The following is a 16424-nucleotide window of genomic DNA, read 5'->3' as shown; positions in this document are numbered from 1 at the left end:
ACGGCGACCGCGGGCTTGCGGATCGCGAAAGCGGGAGCGGCAACGACCGGGGGCAAGAGGCCCTCAAATCGCTCACCGGTCCCGGGGAGTTCAGCTGAAACCCGGGGCGCGCCGGCATGTACCTCGGCGCCGACGTGGTGCGCGACCAGGCGAACAATGCGCTCGCCATCCGCAGCCGACAGAGTTTCGCCCGTGTCGATCAGGCCACTCGACAACCGGTCGATCCACAGCCGCCCATCCGGGTTGAGCATCACCTCGACGATCGCTTCATCTTCGAGAAAGCCGGCAATCGACGCGCCAAGCGCGCTGCGCAACATTCGCGCACCGCGCGAACTCGCCTCCGATTGAACGGAATGGATTGCCACCGACGTCCCCAGCGAATGAGAGCATCCACAGACGGCCCTCAGATGGGGATGACTAAAAAGGGCACCAACGAACTTGGTGCAACAATGGATTTTGGTGATCGTAGATTGGCGTAGAAAAAGAACGTCTGAGAACTGACCTTTGAGGTTCGGGGTCAGGACTCATTTGCCGAGCCAGAAGATCACGGTCGCTGCAATGCGAATTGCACAAAAAAAGTGTGGCCGCAGCGGTCGTAGCGTAGGGCGATACGCCGCCAGTCCTTGAGCTTGGCAAACATGTTCTCGACCGTATGGCGTTGCCGATATAGGGTCTTGCAATATGATGCAGGCGACGGTCGTCGAGCTCGCGGTGGGATGCAGGGCGTCACGAGAGCCTTCGGGAAGGCATCACGATCGTATCCTCGGCGATGAGCGTCGCGACGCTGGGCAAGACGGGATAGATCAGTGCAGCCCCCTTGTGGTCACTCATCTGGCCTTCGGTGGGCAGGAGGATGGTTGGTCGGCCGTTGTTGTCGCAGACCGCGTGCCGACGACTCGGCTTCACCGGTTTACTGTGGCGGGCCAACCCAACGAGCCCTCCGAGCCCGGCCGATTGCGGAGCCACCACGACCAGTCTTCAGGGAGCAGGGAGTACGGGTTCTCATGCGCGAGTTCATGCGCGGCCCAGACAGGCCAGTGAGGATTGGAGAGCGCTGGACGCCCCAAAAACACCAAATCGATCGACTCCTCGCGAATGACCCGATCGGCAACGGCCGGTATGCCGAGATTCCAACTGACCGCCACGGCAATGCCCACTTCGCGTCGAACGCGGGCGCCCCGTTCGACCATGAATGCCTCTTGGTTGAACGGCGTACCTTTGATGGCGTCGGTGTTTAGGCCCAAGCTGAGATCGGCGAGATCGAGTCCATGCTTCTTCAATTCGCCGACGGCCCAGACCGCATCGTCGAACAAGATGCCTTGCTCGTTGAAATCATCAGAACCGAGACGGATCGTCAATGGCAACCGTTCGGGCCAAACCCTCCTGACGGCATCGAGCGCTTCGCGATGGAAACGAAGGCGGTTTTCGAGACTCCCGCCGTAGGCATCGGTGCGCTGGTTGGCCAGGGGCGAAAAAAAGCTTGCGCCGAGATAGCCGTGAGCGAAATGCATTTCCAGCCATTCAAATCCTGCATCGAGTGCCCGCTGCGCGGCCAGGGCATAAGCACGGTGGATTTCCTTGATCTCGCCGATACTCAATTCGTGAACTGGAAAGGTGTAGCGACCTCCATAAGCGATGGCGGATGGACCGCGAACTTGCCAGCCATCCGGATGATCCGGTGCAATCTGAAGCTTGCCTTCCCATGGCTTCAACTCACTTCCTTTGCGCCCCGTGTGACCAAGCTGGACGGCCGGCACGGCGCCCATCGCCTTCACGATAGCGGTCACTCGCGACAAACCTTCCATTTGCGAGTCGTCGTAGATGCCGCCGCAGTGGATGCCGGTGCGTCCGTCGGGCGTAATCGCGAGTTGCTCCGGAAATACCAGCCCAAACCCTCCCGCGGCGCGGGATCCCATCAGCATCACATGATAGTCGTTCATCCGGCCATCGACGGACCGATACATCGTCATGGGCGACATCGCTATCCGATTGCGCAGTGTGACGCTCTTTAGAGTGTAAGGACTGAACAGATCAGGCATTGTCTTGGCTCCATCCTCGACGTTCGCGCGAATGCACCTTGGAGCTCTGTTGGATTGCGGAGTACACAGAAATCTCTTCAGGGCCGATTGTGGCTCCGACGGCGATTAGACGTGGGTCGCGACAACTGACCCTTTCAACAAAATCGGCCACGAACCAAAAAGCTCCCTGCAGCAAGAACTTGCCGTCCTCCGCGCGCCATACTGAGCCCGAAGTCGATGGCCACTCCGGCAACGAGCAGGCAATGCTGATAGGTCCCCTCATGGTGGCACCGCACGGTTGTGAGCCACTCAGTGAGGCCGTGTTCCCCGATGCGATCCGCTATCTGGCAGGGGCGGCAGGGCCTTGCGAAATTCTGTCACGGTATACACCCCCCAATCCACAAAAGGCTACTACAACGCTTTGGTGAAAAACAACTGCGGCGCACGAAGAGCGGGCAAGATCGGGAGCAAAGGGTTCTCCCTTCAAGTGCCGCCCCAGCACCGCAATGGAGATGCCGTTGGTCATAATCATCGCGGGCCGACGTCTCTGATCGTGCTCTGAATGTGCCTCGCAGGCCCTATGGCGGAGGCGCTGGTTCATTTTTCCTGATTGAACCGTGGGAGGAGCGGTCTCCTTCGCGAGGCTCTCTACGGGTCTGCCGTAAGGTCGCACGGTCGCGACGGACGTGCGTAACCGCGACCGCGCCTAACGCTTAGATGCTGCTGATCAGTCAGCAAAAACGGATGCCCGAATCTCTATTAACGAGCGCTCGGACAGACCGAGCGCCTTGAACTGTTCCGACAAAGCTTGATTCAGTTCCGCATCGGTCATTCGCGCGAATACATCGGGCTGGCCACGCGAAGGCGTCCGCGGCGGCACGCGGGCTACGCTACGCATTCGGCGCAAATCTAACGGCGACGCAACATCCCTCGCTGGGCCAGCCCATCAATGGCCTACTGCAGTGCGAGAGCAGCAGCATCGTTCGCATTGCGTGTGGTCGACCGCGTTCGCTTTGCGCGGATTCGTTGACATTGATCGGTGCCGTTGCATACTTGACGCGGCTTCTCGCACCATCGCCGCGACATGAACTTCGGCGAGCCTCACTTATCGGTGGTGCTTAGGCGGCCCAATCTGACCTGACCAAGACTTTGACATCAGCAGCGTCAAAAAAGGGAGGATTTCGTGGTGAAGCAACAAGAGCATGATCAGCGTCCCGCAATGCACCCGACTCGGCGAACGGTGCTCAAGAGCGCGGCCGGAGCCGCCGCACTTGGCACGACCGGCGCGCTCGGCACGTTCTCCGAGCTTGCATTCGCGCAGGCCAATCTGCGCGCGGAGATCACAAAGATTCCTGGCGTCGGCAAGGGTGCGCCCACCGACGCCGACTGGCAGAAGGTCGGAGAGCTCTGCCTCGGCCCGACCAAGGCGAGCATCAAGGAGGGTGAATTCAAGGGCGTCGAGCTCTCCTTCATGGGACTGAATAATCAGAACTTGCACAATCTGCTGTTCCGGGGCTTCTTGAAGCCGTGGGAGGCTTATACGGGCGCGAAAATCTCCTGGATCGATCTGGCGCAGGCCGACTACAACCCACGCCTGCAACAGGCGATCGCAACCGGCACCGTCGACTTCGACATTCTCGAGATGGGCGCGCCCTTTGAGGGCGACGTCTGCGGCAAGGGCCTCGCCTCAGAAATGCCGGACTGGGTCAAGAAACAAATCGATATCGACGACTACGTCGCTTACCTCAAGCCGCCGGTCGGCACCTGGAACGGCAAGACCTATCGCGTCACGATCGATGGCGATTGCCATAACTTCAACTATCGCACCGACGTGTTCTCGGACGCCACACTCGCCAAGGCCTGGAAGGACGCCGGCAACACAAGCGAATGGGGAGTGCCGAAGACCTGGCAGCAGGTGCAGGCCGTCACGAAGTTCCTCAAGGGTCAGAAATTCAAGGGCCAGAGCGTCTACGGCTATCTGGATGCGCCAAAGCCCTGGGGTGGGTTCGGCTTCTATTTTCTCGGCAGCCGCGCCACAGCCTACGCCAAGCATCCCGACGACAAGGCATGGCTGTTCGACATAGACACGATGAAGCCGCGCATCAACAATCCGGCCTGGGTGCGCGCCATCCAGGACGTAATCGATGCGTTGCCCTCCGAGCCGGCCGACCAGCTCAATGCCGATCCGAACACCACCGGCTTCCAGCAATTTTTGGCCGGCATCGGTTCGATGATCCCTTGGTGGGGTGACATCGGCCAGGTGGCGAAGGCGAGCGACACTTCCGTCATTGGCGATACCGTCGGCTTCGACATCCTGCCGGGATCGGACGACGTCTACAATTCCAAGACCGGCAAATGGGACAAGCTGCCGAGCGGGCCGAACAATGCGCCGAACTGCGCCTATCTCGGCTGGGGCATCTATGTGATGGCGCGGGTCAATGGCGACGAGAAGAAGCACAAGGCGGCCTGGAGCGCGGCCGCGCATCTCGGCGGCAAGGACCTATCGCTCTGGACGGTGATGTATCCGTCGGGTTTCCAGGTCCACCGGACCAGCCACTCTCACATCGATGAATGGGTGGCGGCAGGTTACGACAGGAAGTACATCACGTCCTATCTGAACTCGCAGTTCAACTCGTATAACCACCCCAATCGGGCGGTCGAGCCGCGCATCCCCGGCATCTTCCAGTACTACAGCATCGCCGAGGACGAGCTGACGAAGATTTTCTCCGGCAAGGTCGATGCGCAGACCGGCGCCAACAACATCGCCGCCGCCTGGGAGAAGCTGACCGACCAACTCGGCCGCGAGCGGCAGATCGGACTCTACAAGGCCTCTTTCGGCGTATAGAAAGGATGAGTTCACGGCAGACCTCGAAGCCAGACGCGCTCCCCCCGCGTACGGGGGAGCGTCGGGGAGAGGGTGCGTCCTCATTGGGATTCCCGAGGTGAATGGTGCCCTCACTCGCGCCTTCGGCATAGCCGAGGCTTTGGCGTCGGCGTTTCTCGAGAGGACGGTCGCCCAACGCGGCCTATGTTCTCTCGCACGCGGGATAGGTGAAGCGGGGCCCGGCGAGATCGAATTCGATGCAAAGTTCCGTTGACACAGCCGACGCCGTGCCCCCGAAAGCGGCGATGAAGCGCGCGGGGCGCCGGCGCGCGACGGTCGGCCGCATCTTGATCGGTCTCGCCTCGCTCGTGTTCCTGCTCGTGCTGGTCGTTCAGGTCCTGCATGCAGCCGGCGCGATCGCCGCAGGCTTCTCGACTTGGCGCCCGATCCTGATCGTGTACCTGCTCTGGGCCATCGCATTCGGGACCGCGCAGGTGCTCATGCGCGGCGAGCGCGGCCAGCGCGCTCTGTTCCTGCTGCCGGCCGTGTTCTTCACCATCGCCGTGGTGATCTTTCCAACCATCTTCGGGCTCTACATCGCCTCGCTTGACTGGAACCTGTCCTCGATCGAAGGCCCGCACTTTAGTGGGCTCGACAACGTCAGGGCGATGCTGAGTGACACCTACTACTGGAATGCGCTCGGCAACATGGTGTTCTACTCGGTCGCAGTGCTCGGCGAGTATGCGATCGCGTTCGCGCTCGCGCTGCTGCTCAGCGCCGAGATCCGCGCGCGGAAATTCTTTCGTGTCATATTCCTGCTGCCGATGATGCTGAGCCCGGTCGCCGTGAGCTGGATGATCGGCAAGTCGCTGCTGGAATATCGCTTTGGTCCGGCGGCGACGCTGGCGCGCTATCTCGGCTGGGACAACCCGGCCTTTTTCGCCTCCCCCTGGATGGCACGTTTCACGATCCAGGCGATGGACGCCTGGGTGTCCATTCCCTTCATCATGATCATCCTGCTCGCGGGCCTCCAGGCCATGCCCAAGGAGGTGCAGGAGGCCGCCAAGGTCGACGGCGCGAACGGCTGGCAGTCGTTCTGGCACGTGACGTTTCCGATCATGCTGCCGGTCAGCATCACCGTGCTCATCATCCGCATCATCTTCAAGCTGAAGCTCGCCGACATCGTCATCAACGTCACGGCCGGCGGTCCTGGCGGCGCGACCGACACCGTCTCGAGCTTCATCTACCGCGTCTACCGCGACCGCTCGAACGTCGGATACGGCACCGCGCTCGCCATGGTCTATCTGCTTCTGATCATCGTGCTGCTGACGCTGATGCTGCGCTTGTCCAAACGCTGGACGCAGCGGGTTACTTGAGGGAGTTGCTCACTTGGCTGTCACGACCGCGATATCCGCCCACAGGCACCCCGTCGCACCGCGCGCCAAGCGGATGGCGAGCCGCGCGCTGATCTATGCCGCGCTGCTGTTCTGGACATTTATTTGCCTGTTTCCGATCTACTGGACCGTCACGACCTCGTTCAAATCGGCGGTCGACGTGACACAGGCGCACCTGATCCCGTGGGTGGACTTCCACCCGGACTGGAAGGGTTGGCGCTCGCTCGGGCTGTCGCCGGATACGCTGTTCGAAACCTCCACCGCCCGCTCCGAGTTCGTCAACCGCTTCATCAACAGCATCATCACCTCGGTCGGCGCGTCGGTCCTGGCACTGATCCTCGGATCGCTGGCGGCGTATGGCTTGAGCCGCTTCCGCTACAAATTCGCCTGGATGCGCAACGACGATATCCTGTTCTTCTTCATGTCGCAGCTCATCCTGCCGCCGGTGGTGCTCGCCCTGCCCTTCCTCGTGCTCTACAAGGCGCTCGCGCTGCTCGACACCACCTTCGGCCTGATCCTGCTCTATACGTTGACGGTGCTGCCGATCGTCATCTGGATCATGCGGGACCAGTTCAATGCCATACCGGTCGAGCTCGACGAGGCGGCTTTCGTCGATGGCCTGTCGACCTGGGGCGCGTTTCTGCGCATCATCCTGCCGTTGGCATTTCCTGGTATGGCGGCGGCTTTTATCCTCTCGCTGGTGTTGTGCTGGAACGAGTATTTCTTCGCAGCGCTGCTGACCAGCACGGATGCCAAGACCTTGCCCGTGATGGTCGCGAGCCAGACCGGCTCGCAAGGTATCAACTGGTGGTCGATGGCGGCACTATCGACGGCCGCAATCGCGCCCCTCGTCCTGATCGGCATCTTCTTGGAGCGCTACATCGTCAGCGGGCTGACGACCGGCGCGGGCAAATAGGCGAGGCTGGTCGGCATCGCCTTCTTCGGGGCGGGTGATGCTGGGCGATCACCTTCGCTCCTATCCCGTTCTGCTGTTCATCCAGGCCATCTTCCTGTCCTCTGCCGATAGCAGCCGCATCGCGCGGGCAACTGTGTGCGAGCCCAGCGGATTTCCACCGGAGCGTGTGCACGATCTCAATCTGCGTACGCTGCGAGAGCATGGAAGTGCGCAGCTCGCAGGCGGCGTCGATCGGACCGCGTGCGTTCAAGGCTGTCTCGTTCGGAGTCAAACGGGGCTTACGGTCTGAAGGGCTACTTTTGCTGCCCCCGCGTGTCGTGAATGTCGTCCGACAGTGCCGGCCGAACGGATCTCGGCGGATTGCTGGACGGCGGATTTGCCTGTCGGACCGAGAGGCTCGCGGGCTCTAGAGAGGGCGCTCTCGCGGGCGCCCTCTTTTCTTTGTCTGCCTGGGTCGATGATCGATACGGGATCGCCGAGAACTCTATCTTGCGATACAGGCACTCCTCCCGCATGCGCAATTGGAGGTCCGTCGGCACTGATAAGTTTTTGTATGAAACTTTATCAGTCCATTCCCTCCTCTTGATTCCGCGCGATCTTTCGGCGAGCGCGCTCCTCCTCGCTAGGCTCCCGGTGTTCCGATCTCCGACGTGGAGCCCGACCAAGCACGCCTGCGCGTAGTGCGGTGTCATGCCGAACTTTGCGCCATTTTCGTGAACCCGTTCCGACGATATGGGAGTGAAATTCAATCCGGATGGTTGTTTGGCCCGGTTTCAGTAAGGTTCGGTCTACTTCGAATTGTGCGCTCAAACGTTCCTCAATACGACAACCGAAATCCGCTCAGATCAGCGTGACCGTCACCTCAACATTTCCGCGCGTGGCTTTTGAGTACGGACAAAGTTCCCCAGCCTCGTCGACTAGGTCTTTTGCGACGTGGCTTGCCAAACCCGGGATCGACACACTGAACCGTGCGCTGAGGAGGTAGCCGTACTCCCCGAGGTTCAGGTCGACTTCGGCGTCGATCCTGACTTTGGCCGGAAGCGAGAGTTCTCTTTCGCGAGATGCTAGCGCGATCGCACTTGCGAAAGAGGCCGACCAGGCAGCAGCGAACAATTGCTCCGGGTTGGTGCCAATCCGCGCCGAACCGGGTGTCGAAAGCCGGATGTCCAAGAGGCCGTCAGAGCTACGCGAGGCGCCATTGTCGCGATCACCCGTGGTCTCGGTCCTGGCTGTGTGGAGCAGCTTTGCAATTTGGTTCATGGTCTTTCTTCTCTTCAGCAATGATTCAGCAAAGAGTCTCGGGACTCGCGCGCATCTCGCTCACGTGTCCCGAGGGCTGCGTCCTTGCTGACTGATGTCGTCAAGCTGATTTGCGGAGCGATCTGAAGCCCGCGCGAAGCTCGTCTGTGAAAAGCTTCGGCTGTTCCCAGGCGGCGAAATGACCGCCCTTTTCCACTTTGTTGTAGTGGATGAGCTTGGGATAGGCCCGTTCCGCCCAGCTCCGCGGAGCCGGATACAGTTCGTCAGGGAAAACGCTTACAGCCGTCGGCACAACGACGCCCTTGACGGCGAAGAACGACGCCCCCTTGTTCTCCCAATAGAGACGAGCCCCGGAGAGCGCTGTATCCGTCAACCAGGTGAGCGTGATATTATCGAGGACGTCGTCCCGCGAAAGGCCTTCGGTTTCTCCCCTGAAGGCGCGTGCGATCATCTCGTAGCTGCGCGCATCGTGATCAAGGAAATAAGCCGCCAGGCCGACCGGCGAATCCGCTATTCCGTACAGCGTCTGGGGCCTCAATCCCATCTGGAAGCCGTAGCCAATGCCCTTCGCATAAACGAAGCTCAACCGGTCGTAAGCAATTTTTTCATCGCTCGAGAGATCAGCCGGTGCCGGCGCGCCGGAAAAGGCCAGCTTGTCGATGTCGAGCGGAATGACGTTGGCCATATTGGTGTGAATGCCGAGCAATTCCGTCGGCGCCTGCACACCCATCAACTCGGTGATGATCGCACCCCAATCGCCTCCCTGCGCAACGAATTTCGTGTATCCGAGGCGCTTCATCAGCACTGTCCAGGCTCGTGCAATATGGACCGGGTCCCAGCCGGTCACAGTCGGCTTGCCAGAAAACCCGTAGCCAGGCATGGACGGAATCACCACATGGAATGCATCGGACGCGTCGCCGCCATGCGCCGTGGGATTGGTCAGCGGATCGATGATCTTCATCTGTTCGGTGATCGAGCCGGGCCATCCGTGCGTGACGATCAGCGGCAGCGCGTTTTCGTGCTTTGAGCGGACGTGAATGAAGTGAATGTCCAGCCCGTCGATTTCGGTGATGAACTGCGGCAGGGCGTTTATTTTGGCCTCGATTTTCCGCCAATCATACTCCGTCGCCCAGTATCGCGCGAGCGCCTGCATCGTTGCGAGCTGCACGCCTTGGGACGCATCATTGACCGTCTCCCGATCGGGCCAACGGGTCGCGAGGATGCGTCGTCGCAGATCGACGAGCGCATTTTCCGGAATATTGACACTGCCGAAGGGGCGGATTGCTTCGTTCGCCGGCGCTGCGACCAATTCTGACGGAAGCAGGCTCACTGCGCTGATGGCAGCAATGCCCTGCGCGGCAGCGCCCAGCAGCCGACGGCGATCCGGATCGATTGTCTCGGAAGTCTTGATGTTATCCATGGTGTCTCTCCTGGGGTTGATGGTTTGCTCGCGGCCTTGCGTGCGGCCCAAGACCTATCCCCGTGCGGATGAAATCACCCGTTAGGCTTTGTTATCGCTCGTTAGCAGCGGCTAAGCTGTTGTCGCTTCGTGTAAATTCGGCTCCTTGGTTGTTCGGGAAAATGTTCTCTTGGCGGGCCCTTTGTGGTTTGCAGGAAGGATCGTAGTCTCACGACATCCAGCTGGGCAGGCGCGTTCACCGAGGTCTGTATGGCGACAGCTATCAAGCCGACCGAGGGCGGTCTGTCGTTTGGCCCTTTCAAATTGCTGGTGAAGGAGCGTCTTCTGACCAAAGAGGGCATCGCCGTCGAATTGGGCGCGCGCGCTCTCGACATACTGGTCGTCCTAACCTCCACTCCGAACGAAATCGTGAGCAAGAAGGATTTGCTTGCGCGGGTCTGGCCCGATGTCATCGTCGAGGAAGGCAGCCTGCGCTTTCACATGAATGGCCTGCGTAAAGCGCTGGGCGATGGGAAGGGTGACGCCCGATACATCACGACATTGCCAGGACGCGGATATTGCTTCGTGGCGCCTGTGTCGCGGCAGGATCGTTCCTCGGATGTCGCACCAGTCGTCGCAACCGCTTTTCCCCACGCCAACCTCCCAAACCGCCTGAGCCGGGTGGTTGGCCGCGACGAGGACGTGCAGAGGCTTTCGGCCCAACTGAACGCGTCACGGCTCGTCACGATCGTGGGTGCCGGCGGCGTCGGCAAAACCACCGTTGCAGTCGCGGTCGGACATCAGCTGGTCGAGACGTTTTCGGGCGCCCTGCTATTCGTTGATCTCGGAATGCTCGCTGAGCCGAGTCTTGTGACCGCGGGCATCGCCTCCATGCTTGGACTTTCGGTACAATCGAACGATGCGACGCCGAGCCTGATCGCCTACCTGCGCAACAAGCGAATTCTGCTGGTCCTCGACACATGCGAGCACCTTGTCGAAGCGGTAGCATCGCTGGCGGCGAGCATCTTCGAATCAGCGCCGCAGGTCTACATCCTAGCAACCAGCCGTGAAGCGCTTCGGGTCGAAGGCGAGCACATCTACCGATTGGACGCGCTGGCCTTTCCACCGGACGATCCGGAACTTACAGCGGCCGCAGTTCGAACGTTCCCGGCGACGCAGCTGTTCGTCGAACGCGCGGTGGCGAGCGGCGCACGCCTGGACCTCAGCGAGAAGGAAGCGCCGATCGTCGCAAGCATCTGTCGAAAGCTCGATGGAGTGCCGCTCGCAATCGAACTGGCGGCAAGACGTGTCGAATCCTATGGACTACAGAAAACCGCGGACCTTCTCGATCAGCGCCTCACTCTGCTGTGGTCGGGATCGCGAACCGCACCAGCTCGGCAAAAGACGCTGCAGGCAACCCTGGATTGGAGTTTCGGGCTCCTGACGGAAGCGGAGCGCGCGGTGCTTCGCAGGCTCGCTGTATTCGTCGGCCATTTCACCCTGGACGCGGCGCTGGAAATTGTCACCAGCGCCACTGTCGACCGGTCGGCCGTCCTCGGCGGCCTGGACAGTCTCGTCGCCAAATCGATCGTGGCAGCAAGCCCGCTGGGCGCGATGATGCGCTACCGGCTTCTCGACACAACGCGCGCCTATGCGCTGGAGATCGGCATCGACGACGCCGAGGCTGCGAACCTCTCGACACGGCATGCGGCTTATTTCGCTCGATGGCTGGAGCACAGCGGGAAGGAATGGTCGGTCACGTCGAGCGGGGCCGACCGGTCGGCGCATTTTGCCGGCATCAACAATGTTCGAACTGCGCTCGAATGGTGCTTTTCACCTCAAGGAAATACCGCGGTTGGCATCAAGCTTGCTGCCGCCGCAGTACAGGTCTTTCTAGCGATGTCCTTACTTCCGGAATGTCACCGCTGGTCGCAACTCGCCATTCTCGCCCTCGACGAGAGGTCGGCGGGTGGTCTTGACGAAATGCATCTCCGGGCCGCCTTCGGGTTCTCGTCCTCGCAAATGTACGGAGAGAGCAGCGCCGTAAGTGAGGCGCTGCAGCGGAGCATGGCTATCGCCGAAGAACATGGCGACACGGCCCATCAAGCCGGAATACTCAACATGGAACGTTACTTCCATGCCCGCAAAGGAGATCTCAGGTCTGCCCTGCAGTGCGCCAGACGTTGCCGGGTTATCGCCGAAGCGTCCGACGATCAGGCGGTCAAGGCTCTGGCCCACGCCATGTTGGGACGAGCACTCCAGACTGCGGGTGACCTTGCCGGCTCCCGCGCGGAACTGGATTCCCTGATGCGGATATTCTCGCAATCCCAGCGTGGCCCGATCCTCCTCAGCTATGACCCCCACTATTATTCATATATCTCGCTCGCACGGACGTTGTGGCTGCAAGGTTATCCGGCCCAGGCGATGGACCTTGCACGCCAGGGTGTCGTAGCGTCCGAAGCCATGGGGCATCCGGCAGCGCTGGCACTGGTTTTGGCCGGCGCGGCAACGGTGTTCCTCTGGGCCGGCGATCTCGATGGCTCCCAACACTATACTGACTTGTCGTTCTCCCACGCCGAAGCAAACACCCTTGGACCTCTTGTGGCGATCGGACGAGCTCGTAAGGCCGAACTGGATATCCTGCGAGGGCGCACCGAAGCAGGTATCAACGATCTGCAGAAAATATTGGAGAGGCTCCACGCTGCCCGCCATGAAGTGCTCACCACGGAGTTCAACATGACGCTGGCGCAGGGACTTGCAGCGACCGGGCGGTCCGATGAAGGTAAGGCCCTGGTCGAGCAAACCATTCGGCAGGTCGAAACCAGCGGTGAGATGTTGTACATGCCGGAACTGCTGCGCGTAAAAGGAGGACTTCTCTCCACGCGTGAGGCCGATTTGCGCGAAGCGGAGACCTGCTTCAACGAATCGCTTGACTTGAGCCGCGGTCAGGGTGCGCGCGGATGGGAATTGCGAACGGCGCGAGACCTTGCCAGGTTCCTGGTCGAGAACGGCCAGTCAGAAAAAGCGCGGATGCTGCTGCAGTCAGTCTATCGAGAGTTCAGCGAGGGATTTGAAACGGCCGAGCTCAAGGCAGCCGAGGAGTTGCTCGCTGCCTTGAAATGATCCCCGGCGATTAGCAAACCGGTGCTGAAAAAAGGTCCGCATTCGGTGATGCCTCGCGTTGCAGGTTCGCGCGCGACTTCTCGATTGCGCCCCGGCACTACTCTTCGCCCCACAATGGTCCAGGCGCTTGCAGGAGCTAACGCGCGCTAACGACCCATAACGGGCAATTGTCTCAGGTCCGCGCTTAGATCACGGCACATCAACCGGCCGGAACCATCCGGCGCGGTTGGGTCCACGGAAGGCCGAACCCGAGGAGGCCAACATGGTCGTTCCTTTCCTGAAGACAGCGCGCATCGCGGCAGCAACAATCCTGATCAACGCAAGTGCTTTGCCGCCGCCAACGGCGGTCAGTTGCACATTGAGTGTGTTCCGGGTGCTGCCTTCGGTCAGCATGTGCATCCGGGCGAAGAGATCATTTGCATCCTGGACGGCTTACTTGAAGATCGAGGGAAAATCGCCCCTGACATTTTTGAAGTGACGCTTCGACAACCCAACTATTCCGACGGAGAAGAGCGATGACGCGACAAGCATATGACAGGGAGATCACGGCGCTTCTCGTAATCGATCCGTACAACGATTTCATTTCCGAAGGAGGCAAGCTGTGGGGCCGCATCCGGGCCGTTGCCGAAGCAAATGGCTGCGTCCCTCACATGCTGCAGGTCCTGAACGCTGCGCGCCAGGCAAAGCTTCGGGTCTTCTACGCACTGCACCACCGCTACCGTCCGGGCGACTACGAGACATGGAAAAACATCGCGCCCGTCCAAAAAGCGGCGTGGAAAAACAAAACCTTCGAATTCGGCACGTGGGGTGGAGAGCTGCATCCCGGGTTTGAGCCCAAGCCCGGCGAGATCGTCGCGAGCGAACATTGGTGCTCCAGCGGGTTCGCGAATACCGACCTGGACCTGCAACTCAAGAAGCACTGCATTCAACAGCTCATCGTGATGGGTCTCATCGCGCACACATGCCTCGAAGCGACCGTTCGCTTTGCTGCCGAGCTCGGCTACGGCGTCACAGTGATCAAGGATGCGACAGCCGATTTCTCGGACAGAGAGATGGAGGCCGCGCTCGAGGTCAACATTCCTAGCTATGCGAGCGCCATCATGACGGCGAGCGAGGTCATCGATTTGATGCCTTCTGCCTAAGCCTTCCGAATTCGGTGGGCGTTAGCTGCCGAGTACCAAGGTAAATTGAACGCAAGCCTATCAACCCAGGAGACGCACCATGACCAACTCGTCGCAATTCACGACCGATCGCACCCATCCGGTCCGGTGGACGATCACTTTCAGCAATCCGCCGATCAACATGTTCATTCCCGAAACCATCGAGGAATTGAGAGCGCTCATGACGGACATCGAGGCCGACCCGTCTGTAAAGGTCGTCGTATTCCAGTCCGCGAATCCTGACTTTTTCGTCGCCCATCTCGACGTCGCGAAAGCGGCCAAACAACCAAACGTGCTGGACCTTTGGCGCGATTTTGTGCTGCGCCTTTCGTCCGCGCCCGTCGTGAGCATTGCCAAGGTTCGCGGCCGCACGCGCGGCATCGGCAACGAGTTCGTGCTGGCGTGTGACATGCGCTTTGCCAGCCGGCAGAACGCCCTGTTCGGCCAGCCTGAGATCGGCGTCGGCCTGATCCCGGGCGGCGGAGCGCTGGAATGGCTCCCGCGGCTGGTCGGCCGCTCGCGGGCGCTCGAGATCGCGCTTAGCGGCGACGATTTCGATGCCGATATCGCCGAACGCTATGGTTGGGTGAACCGTACGCTGGACGACGACGTCCTCGACTCGTTTGTCGATACGTTTGCCAGGCGTCTGGCCTCATTCGACCGCGAAGTGCTCGCCGCAGCAAAGGAGCAGATCAATCGGTTCGGAATGCCGACGGCCGGCGAGCTTCAGTCGAGCAATGACATGATCTTTTCGATCCTGGCTGGACCCAGTGCGCAGGCCCGCCGCGCCAAGATCCGCGGTATCGGTTACGGCGTTCCGAGCGACTTCGAGTTGAACTTTGGCCGGTACCTCACTTCGTTCGGGCGGACGGACGGCGAAGCTACAGTTAGGCAGCCCGGCTGATCGTCGTCCTGTTTCGGCGCCCCGCGTGGCTTTGCGGGCGCCGATGCGGATGAAAAGAGCGCCTCGTGGCGCCCTCACTGGAGCGATCCGATATCCAGCAGTCCAACACATTCGTCTTTGACCCGATCGAATTGCTGGCAGGTGTCGCTGCGACCGCTAAATTCTTGATCTCGCAGATCCGTCCACGCAGAGTTAGATCACCGATATCTCCAGGAACAGACATCGGGGCCGCCGAACAGATCTGTAACGGAAGCAGCTTGGGAAACATAAATGGGCGTCTTATTGCTTCCGGAACCTAATTTGCCCGAGAAGAAGAAGCCAAAGAGACGCGCGGTTGCTTGGGCCGACTGATAAGCGTTTCGTCAACTGATAGGGTTTGCGACCAAACCTTATCGGTTAGCGAACCGACTTCGTTTGTGGAATATTCTTATCAGTCGGCCAACCGAATCCAATTGCAGCCCAGCCCGTTCATGAACAACAAGACGGACGTCTGGGCCTCTCATGGGGATCAATTTGTAACGCCGCACGTTTTAGATTGACGCTTCCCACCGCTACGCGTCAGTCGGTCCAGTCCATCATGAGCCAGCCTGGGCACGCTTCAGCCAAACGGCTAAAATTGGAGAAAATTCAGGGAGAGCCGGTTTCGGCTGATGGCAAGCTGATGATCCGCGGCGCGCCGACCGCCCGGGGCAGTGGCGCACCGAGCACAAGCGATAGTTGATGCGAGGCGTCGGTGAGCCGGGACGCCAGCGCCCCGAGGTCGGCCCGACGAATGCGTTCGATCGGGCCGCTAACCGTCATGGCACCCATCAGTGCTCGGTCGTGGCCGAAGACGGCGGTGGAAAGAGAGGCCGTCACGGCGTCGTAAATTCCGGAGCTGACGAAGATGTGCACGCCGTCATCCACGCGGTCGGCCCAACGGGCCATCGTCAGCACTTGTCCCGTCGAGGTCAGATCGAGCGGCGCGAGATTTGTGGGCCGTGCGACGTCGCGTACGAGTTGGGGCGAATCCACCCGAAACAGGCAGAGCCGGCTATCGCGTTCGCGCACGTGGAACGCGCTGCTCTCCAACGTCTGCTGGCTTAGCCGCTGGAGCACCGGCAGCACATGCTGTTCGAGATTGAAATTGGCCCGATAGGTGGTGCCGAGCTGGAAAGTCTTCGCGCCGAGTGCGTAGCGGCCGTCGCTGAGGCGGAGGACGTAGCCGGCTTCATCCAACGACACCAGCGAACGCATCACGGTTGGTTTCGCCAAACCCGTGATCTTGGCGATGTCGGCCAGGCTGCGCGACCCGGCTCCAGCGAAGGTATCTAGGATCGCCAGCGCGCGTTGCACGGCAGCGACCCCCTGCGTCTTCGGCATTGAAATCCCCCTGTCGCGCCGATTCCGGGTTGACCTCGTTACGTTGCCATTACACTATGCGTAA

Annotated in this window: 11 protein-coding genes and 1 pseudogene; 7 read left to right on the top strand and 5 right to left on the bottom strand. The window is 60.5% G+C overall.

The annotated features are described in order from the left end of the window. A pseudogene (locus tag JQ586_RS36705) lies at positions 1-317 on the bottom strand (P-type conjugative transfer ATPase TrbB); the annotation flags it as partial. 585 nt (positions 318-902) lie between these two features. Then, positions 903-2039 carry an NADH:flavin oxidoreductase/NADH oxidase gene (locus JQ586_RS36700; protein ID WP_212399522.1) on the bottom strand — a complete coding sequence of 379 codons (1137 nt, stop codon included), beginning with the start codon at positions 2037-2039 and terminating at the stop codon, positions 903-905. A 1198-nt stretch (positions 2040-3237) separates the two neighbouring features. Between JQ586_RS36700 and JQ586_RS36695 the strand changes: the two genes are divergently transcribed. The 3 genes from JQ586_RS36695 to JQ586_RS36685 all read left to right on the top strand — a co-directional run bounded on the left by JQ586_RS36695 (position 3238) and on the right by JQ586_RS36685 (position 7152). Beyond that, positions 3238-4863 carry an extracellular solute-binding protein gene (locus JQ586_RS36695; protein ID WP_212399525.1) on the top strand — a complete coding sequence of 542 codons (1626 nt, stop codon included), beginning with the start codon at positions 3238-3240 and terminating at the stop codon, positions 4861-4863. Positions 4864-5099: 236 nt separating this feature from the next. Further along, positions 5100-6218, top strand: a complete 1119-nt coding sequence (locus tag JQ586_RS36690) for a carbohydrate ABC transporter permease (protein ID WP_212399521.1) — start codon at positions 5100-5102, stop codon at positions 6216-6218. Positions 6219-6291: 73 nt separating this feature from the next. Continuing rightward, the gene (locus tag JQ586_RS36685) at positions 6292-7152 is read left to right on the top strand and encodes a carbohydrate ABC transporter permease (RefSeq protein ID WP_212399524.1); all 861 of its coding nucleotides are present in this window, start codon (positions 6292-6294) and stop codon (positions 7150-7152) included. A gap of 840 nt (positions 7153-7992) precedes the next feature. On the opposite strand, the gene JQ586_RS36680 is transcribed toward JQ586_RS36685, so the two are convergent. Continuing rightward, complete coding sequence (locus JQ586_RS36680) at positions 7993-8412, bottom strand: Ohr family peroxiredoxin (protein ID WP_212399520.1); 420 nt, start codon at positions 8410-8412, stop codon at positions 7993-7995. 100 nt (positions 8413-8512) lie between these two features. Then, positions 8513-9832: an epoxide hydrolase family protein gene (locus JQ586_RS36675; RefSeq protein WP_212399519.1), complete on the bottom strand. Its 1320-nt coding sequence runs from the start codon at positions 9830-9832 to the stop codon at positions 8513-8515. A 249-nt stretch (positions 9833-10081) separates the two neighbouring features. Between JQ586_RS36675 and JQ586_RS36670 the strand changes: the two genes are divergently transcribed. The 4 genes from JQ586_RS36670 to JQ586_RS36655 all read left to right on the top strand — a co-directional run bounded on the left by JQ586_RS36670 (position 10082) and on the right by JQ586_RS36655 (position 14998). Beyond that, a complete protein-coding gene (locus JQ586_RS36670; RefSeq protein ID WP_212399518.1) occupies positions 10082-12934 on the top strand; it encodes a winged helix-turn-helix domain-containing protein in 2853 nt (950 codons plus the stop codon). A gap of 262 nt (positions 12935-13196) precedes the next feature. Continuing rightward, entirely contained in the window at positions 13197-13412 is a 216-nt protein-coding gene (locus JQ586_RS36665; protein WP_212399517.1) for a hypothetical protein, read from the top strand. A gap of 37 nt (positions 13413-13449) precedes the next feature. After that, positions 13450-14076 (top strand): isochorismatase family cysteine hydrolase, encoded by a 627-nt coding sequence (locus JQ586_RS36660; RefSeq protein ID WP_212399516.1) that lies wholly within the window; start codon positions 13450-13452, stop codon positions 14074-14076. 79 nt (positions 14077-14155) lie between these two features. Beyond that, positions 14156-14998: an enoyl-CoA hydratase/isomerase family protein gene (locus tag JQ586_RS36655; RefSeq protein ID WP_283815520.1), complete on the top strand. Its 843-nt coding sequence runs from the start codon at positions 14156-14158 to the stop codon at positions 14996-14998. 627 nt (positions 14999-15625) lie between these two features. Here the strand turns inward: JQ586_RS36655 and JQ586_RS36650 are convergent. Continuing rightward, positions 15626-16360, bottom strand: coding sequence for an IclR family transcriptional regulator (locus JQ586_RS36650; protein ID WP_212399514.1), 735 nt, complete (start codon positions 16358-16360; stop codon positions 15626-15628). Between the last annotated feature and the right edge of the window lie 64 nt (positions 16361-16424).

This window comes from Bradyrhizobium jicamae, from assembly GCF_018130215.1.
In the GTDB taxonomy this organism is placed as follows: Bacteria; Pseudomonadota; Alphaproteobacteria; order Rhizobiales; family Xanthobacteraceae; genus Bradyrhizobium; species Bradyrhizobium jicamae_A.
The sequence above is the reverse complement of the archived record's forward strand: the minus strand, read 5'-3'. Positions and strand labels throughout refer to the sequence as shown.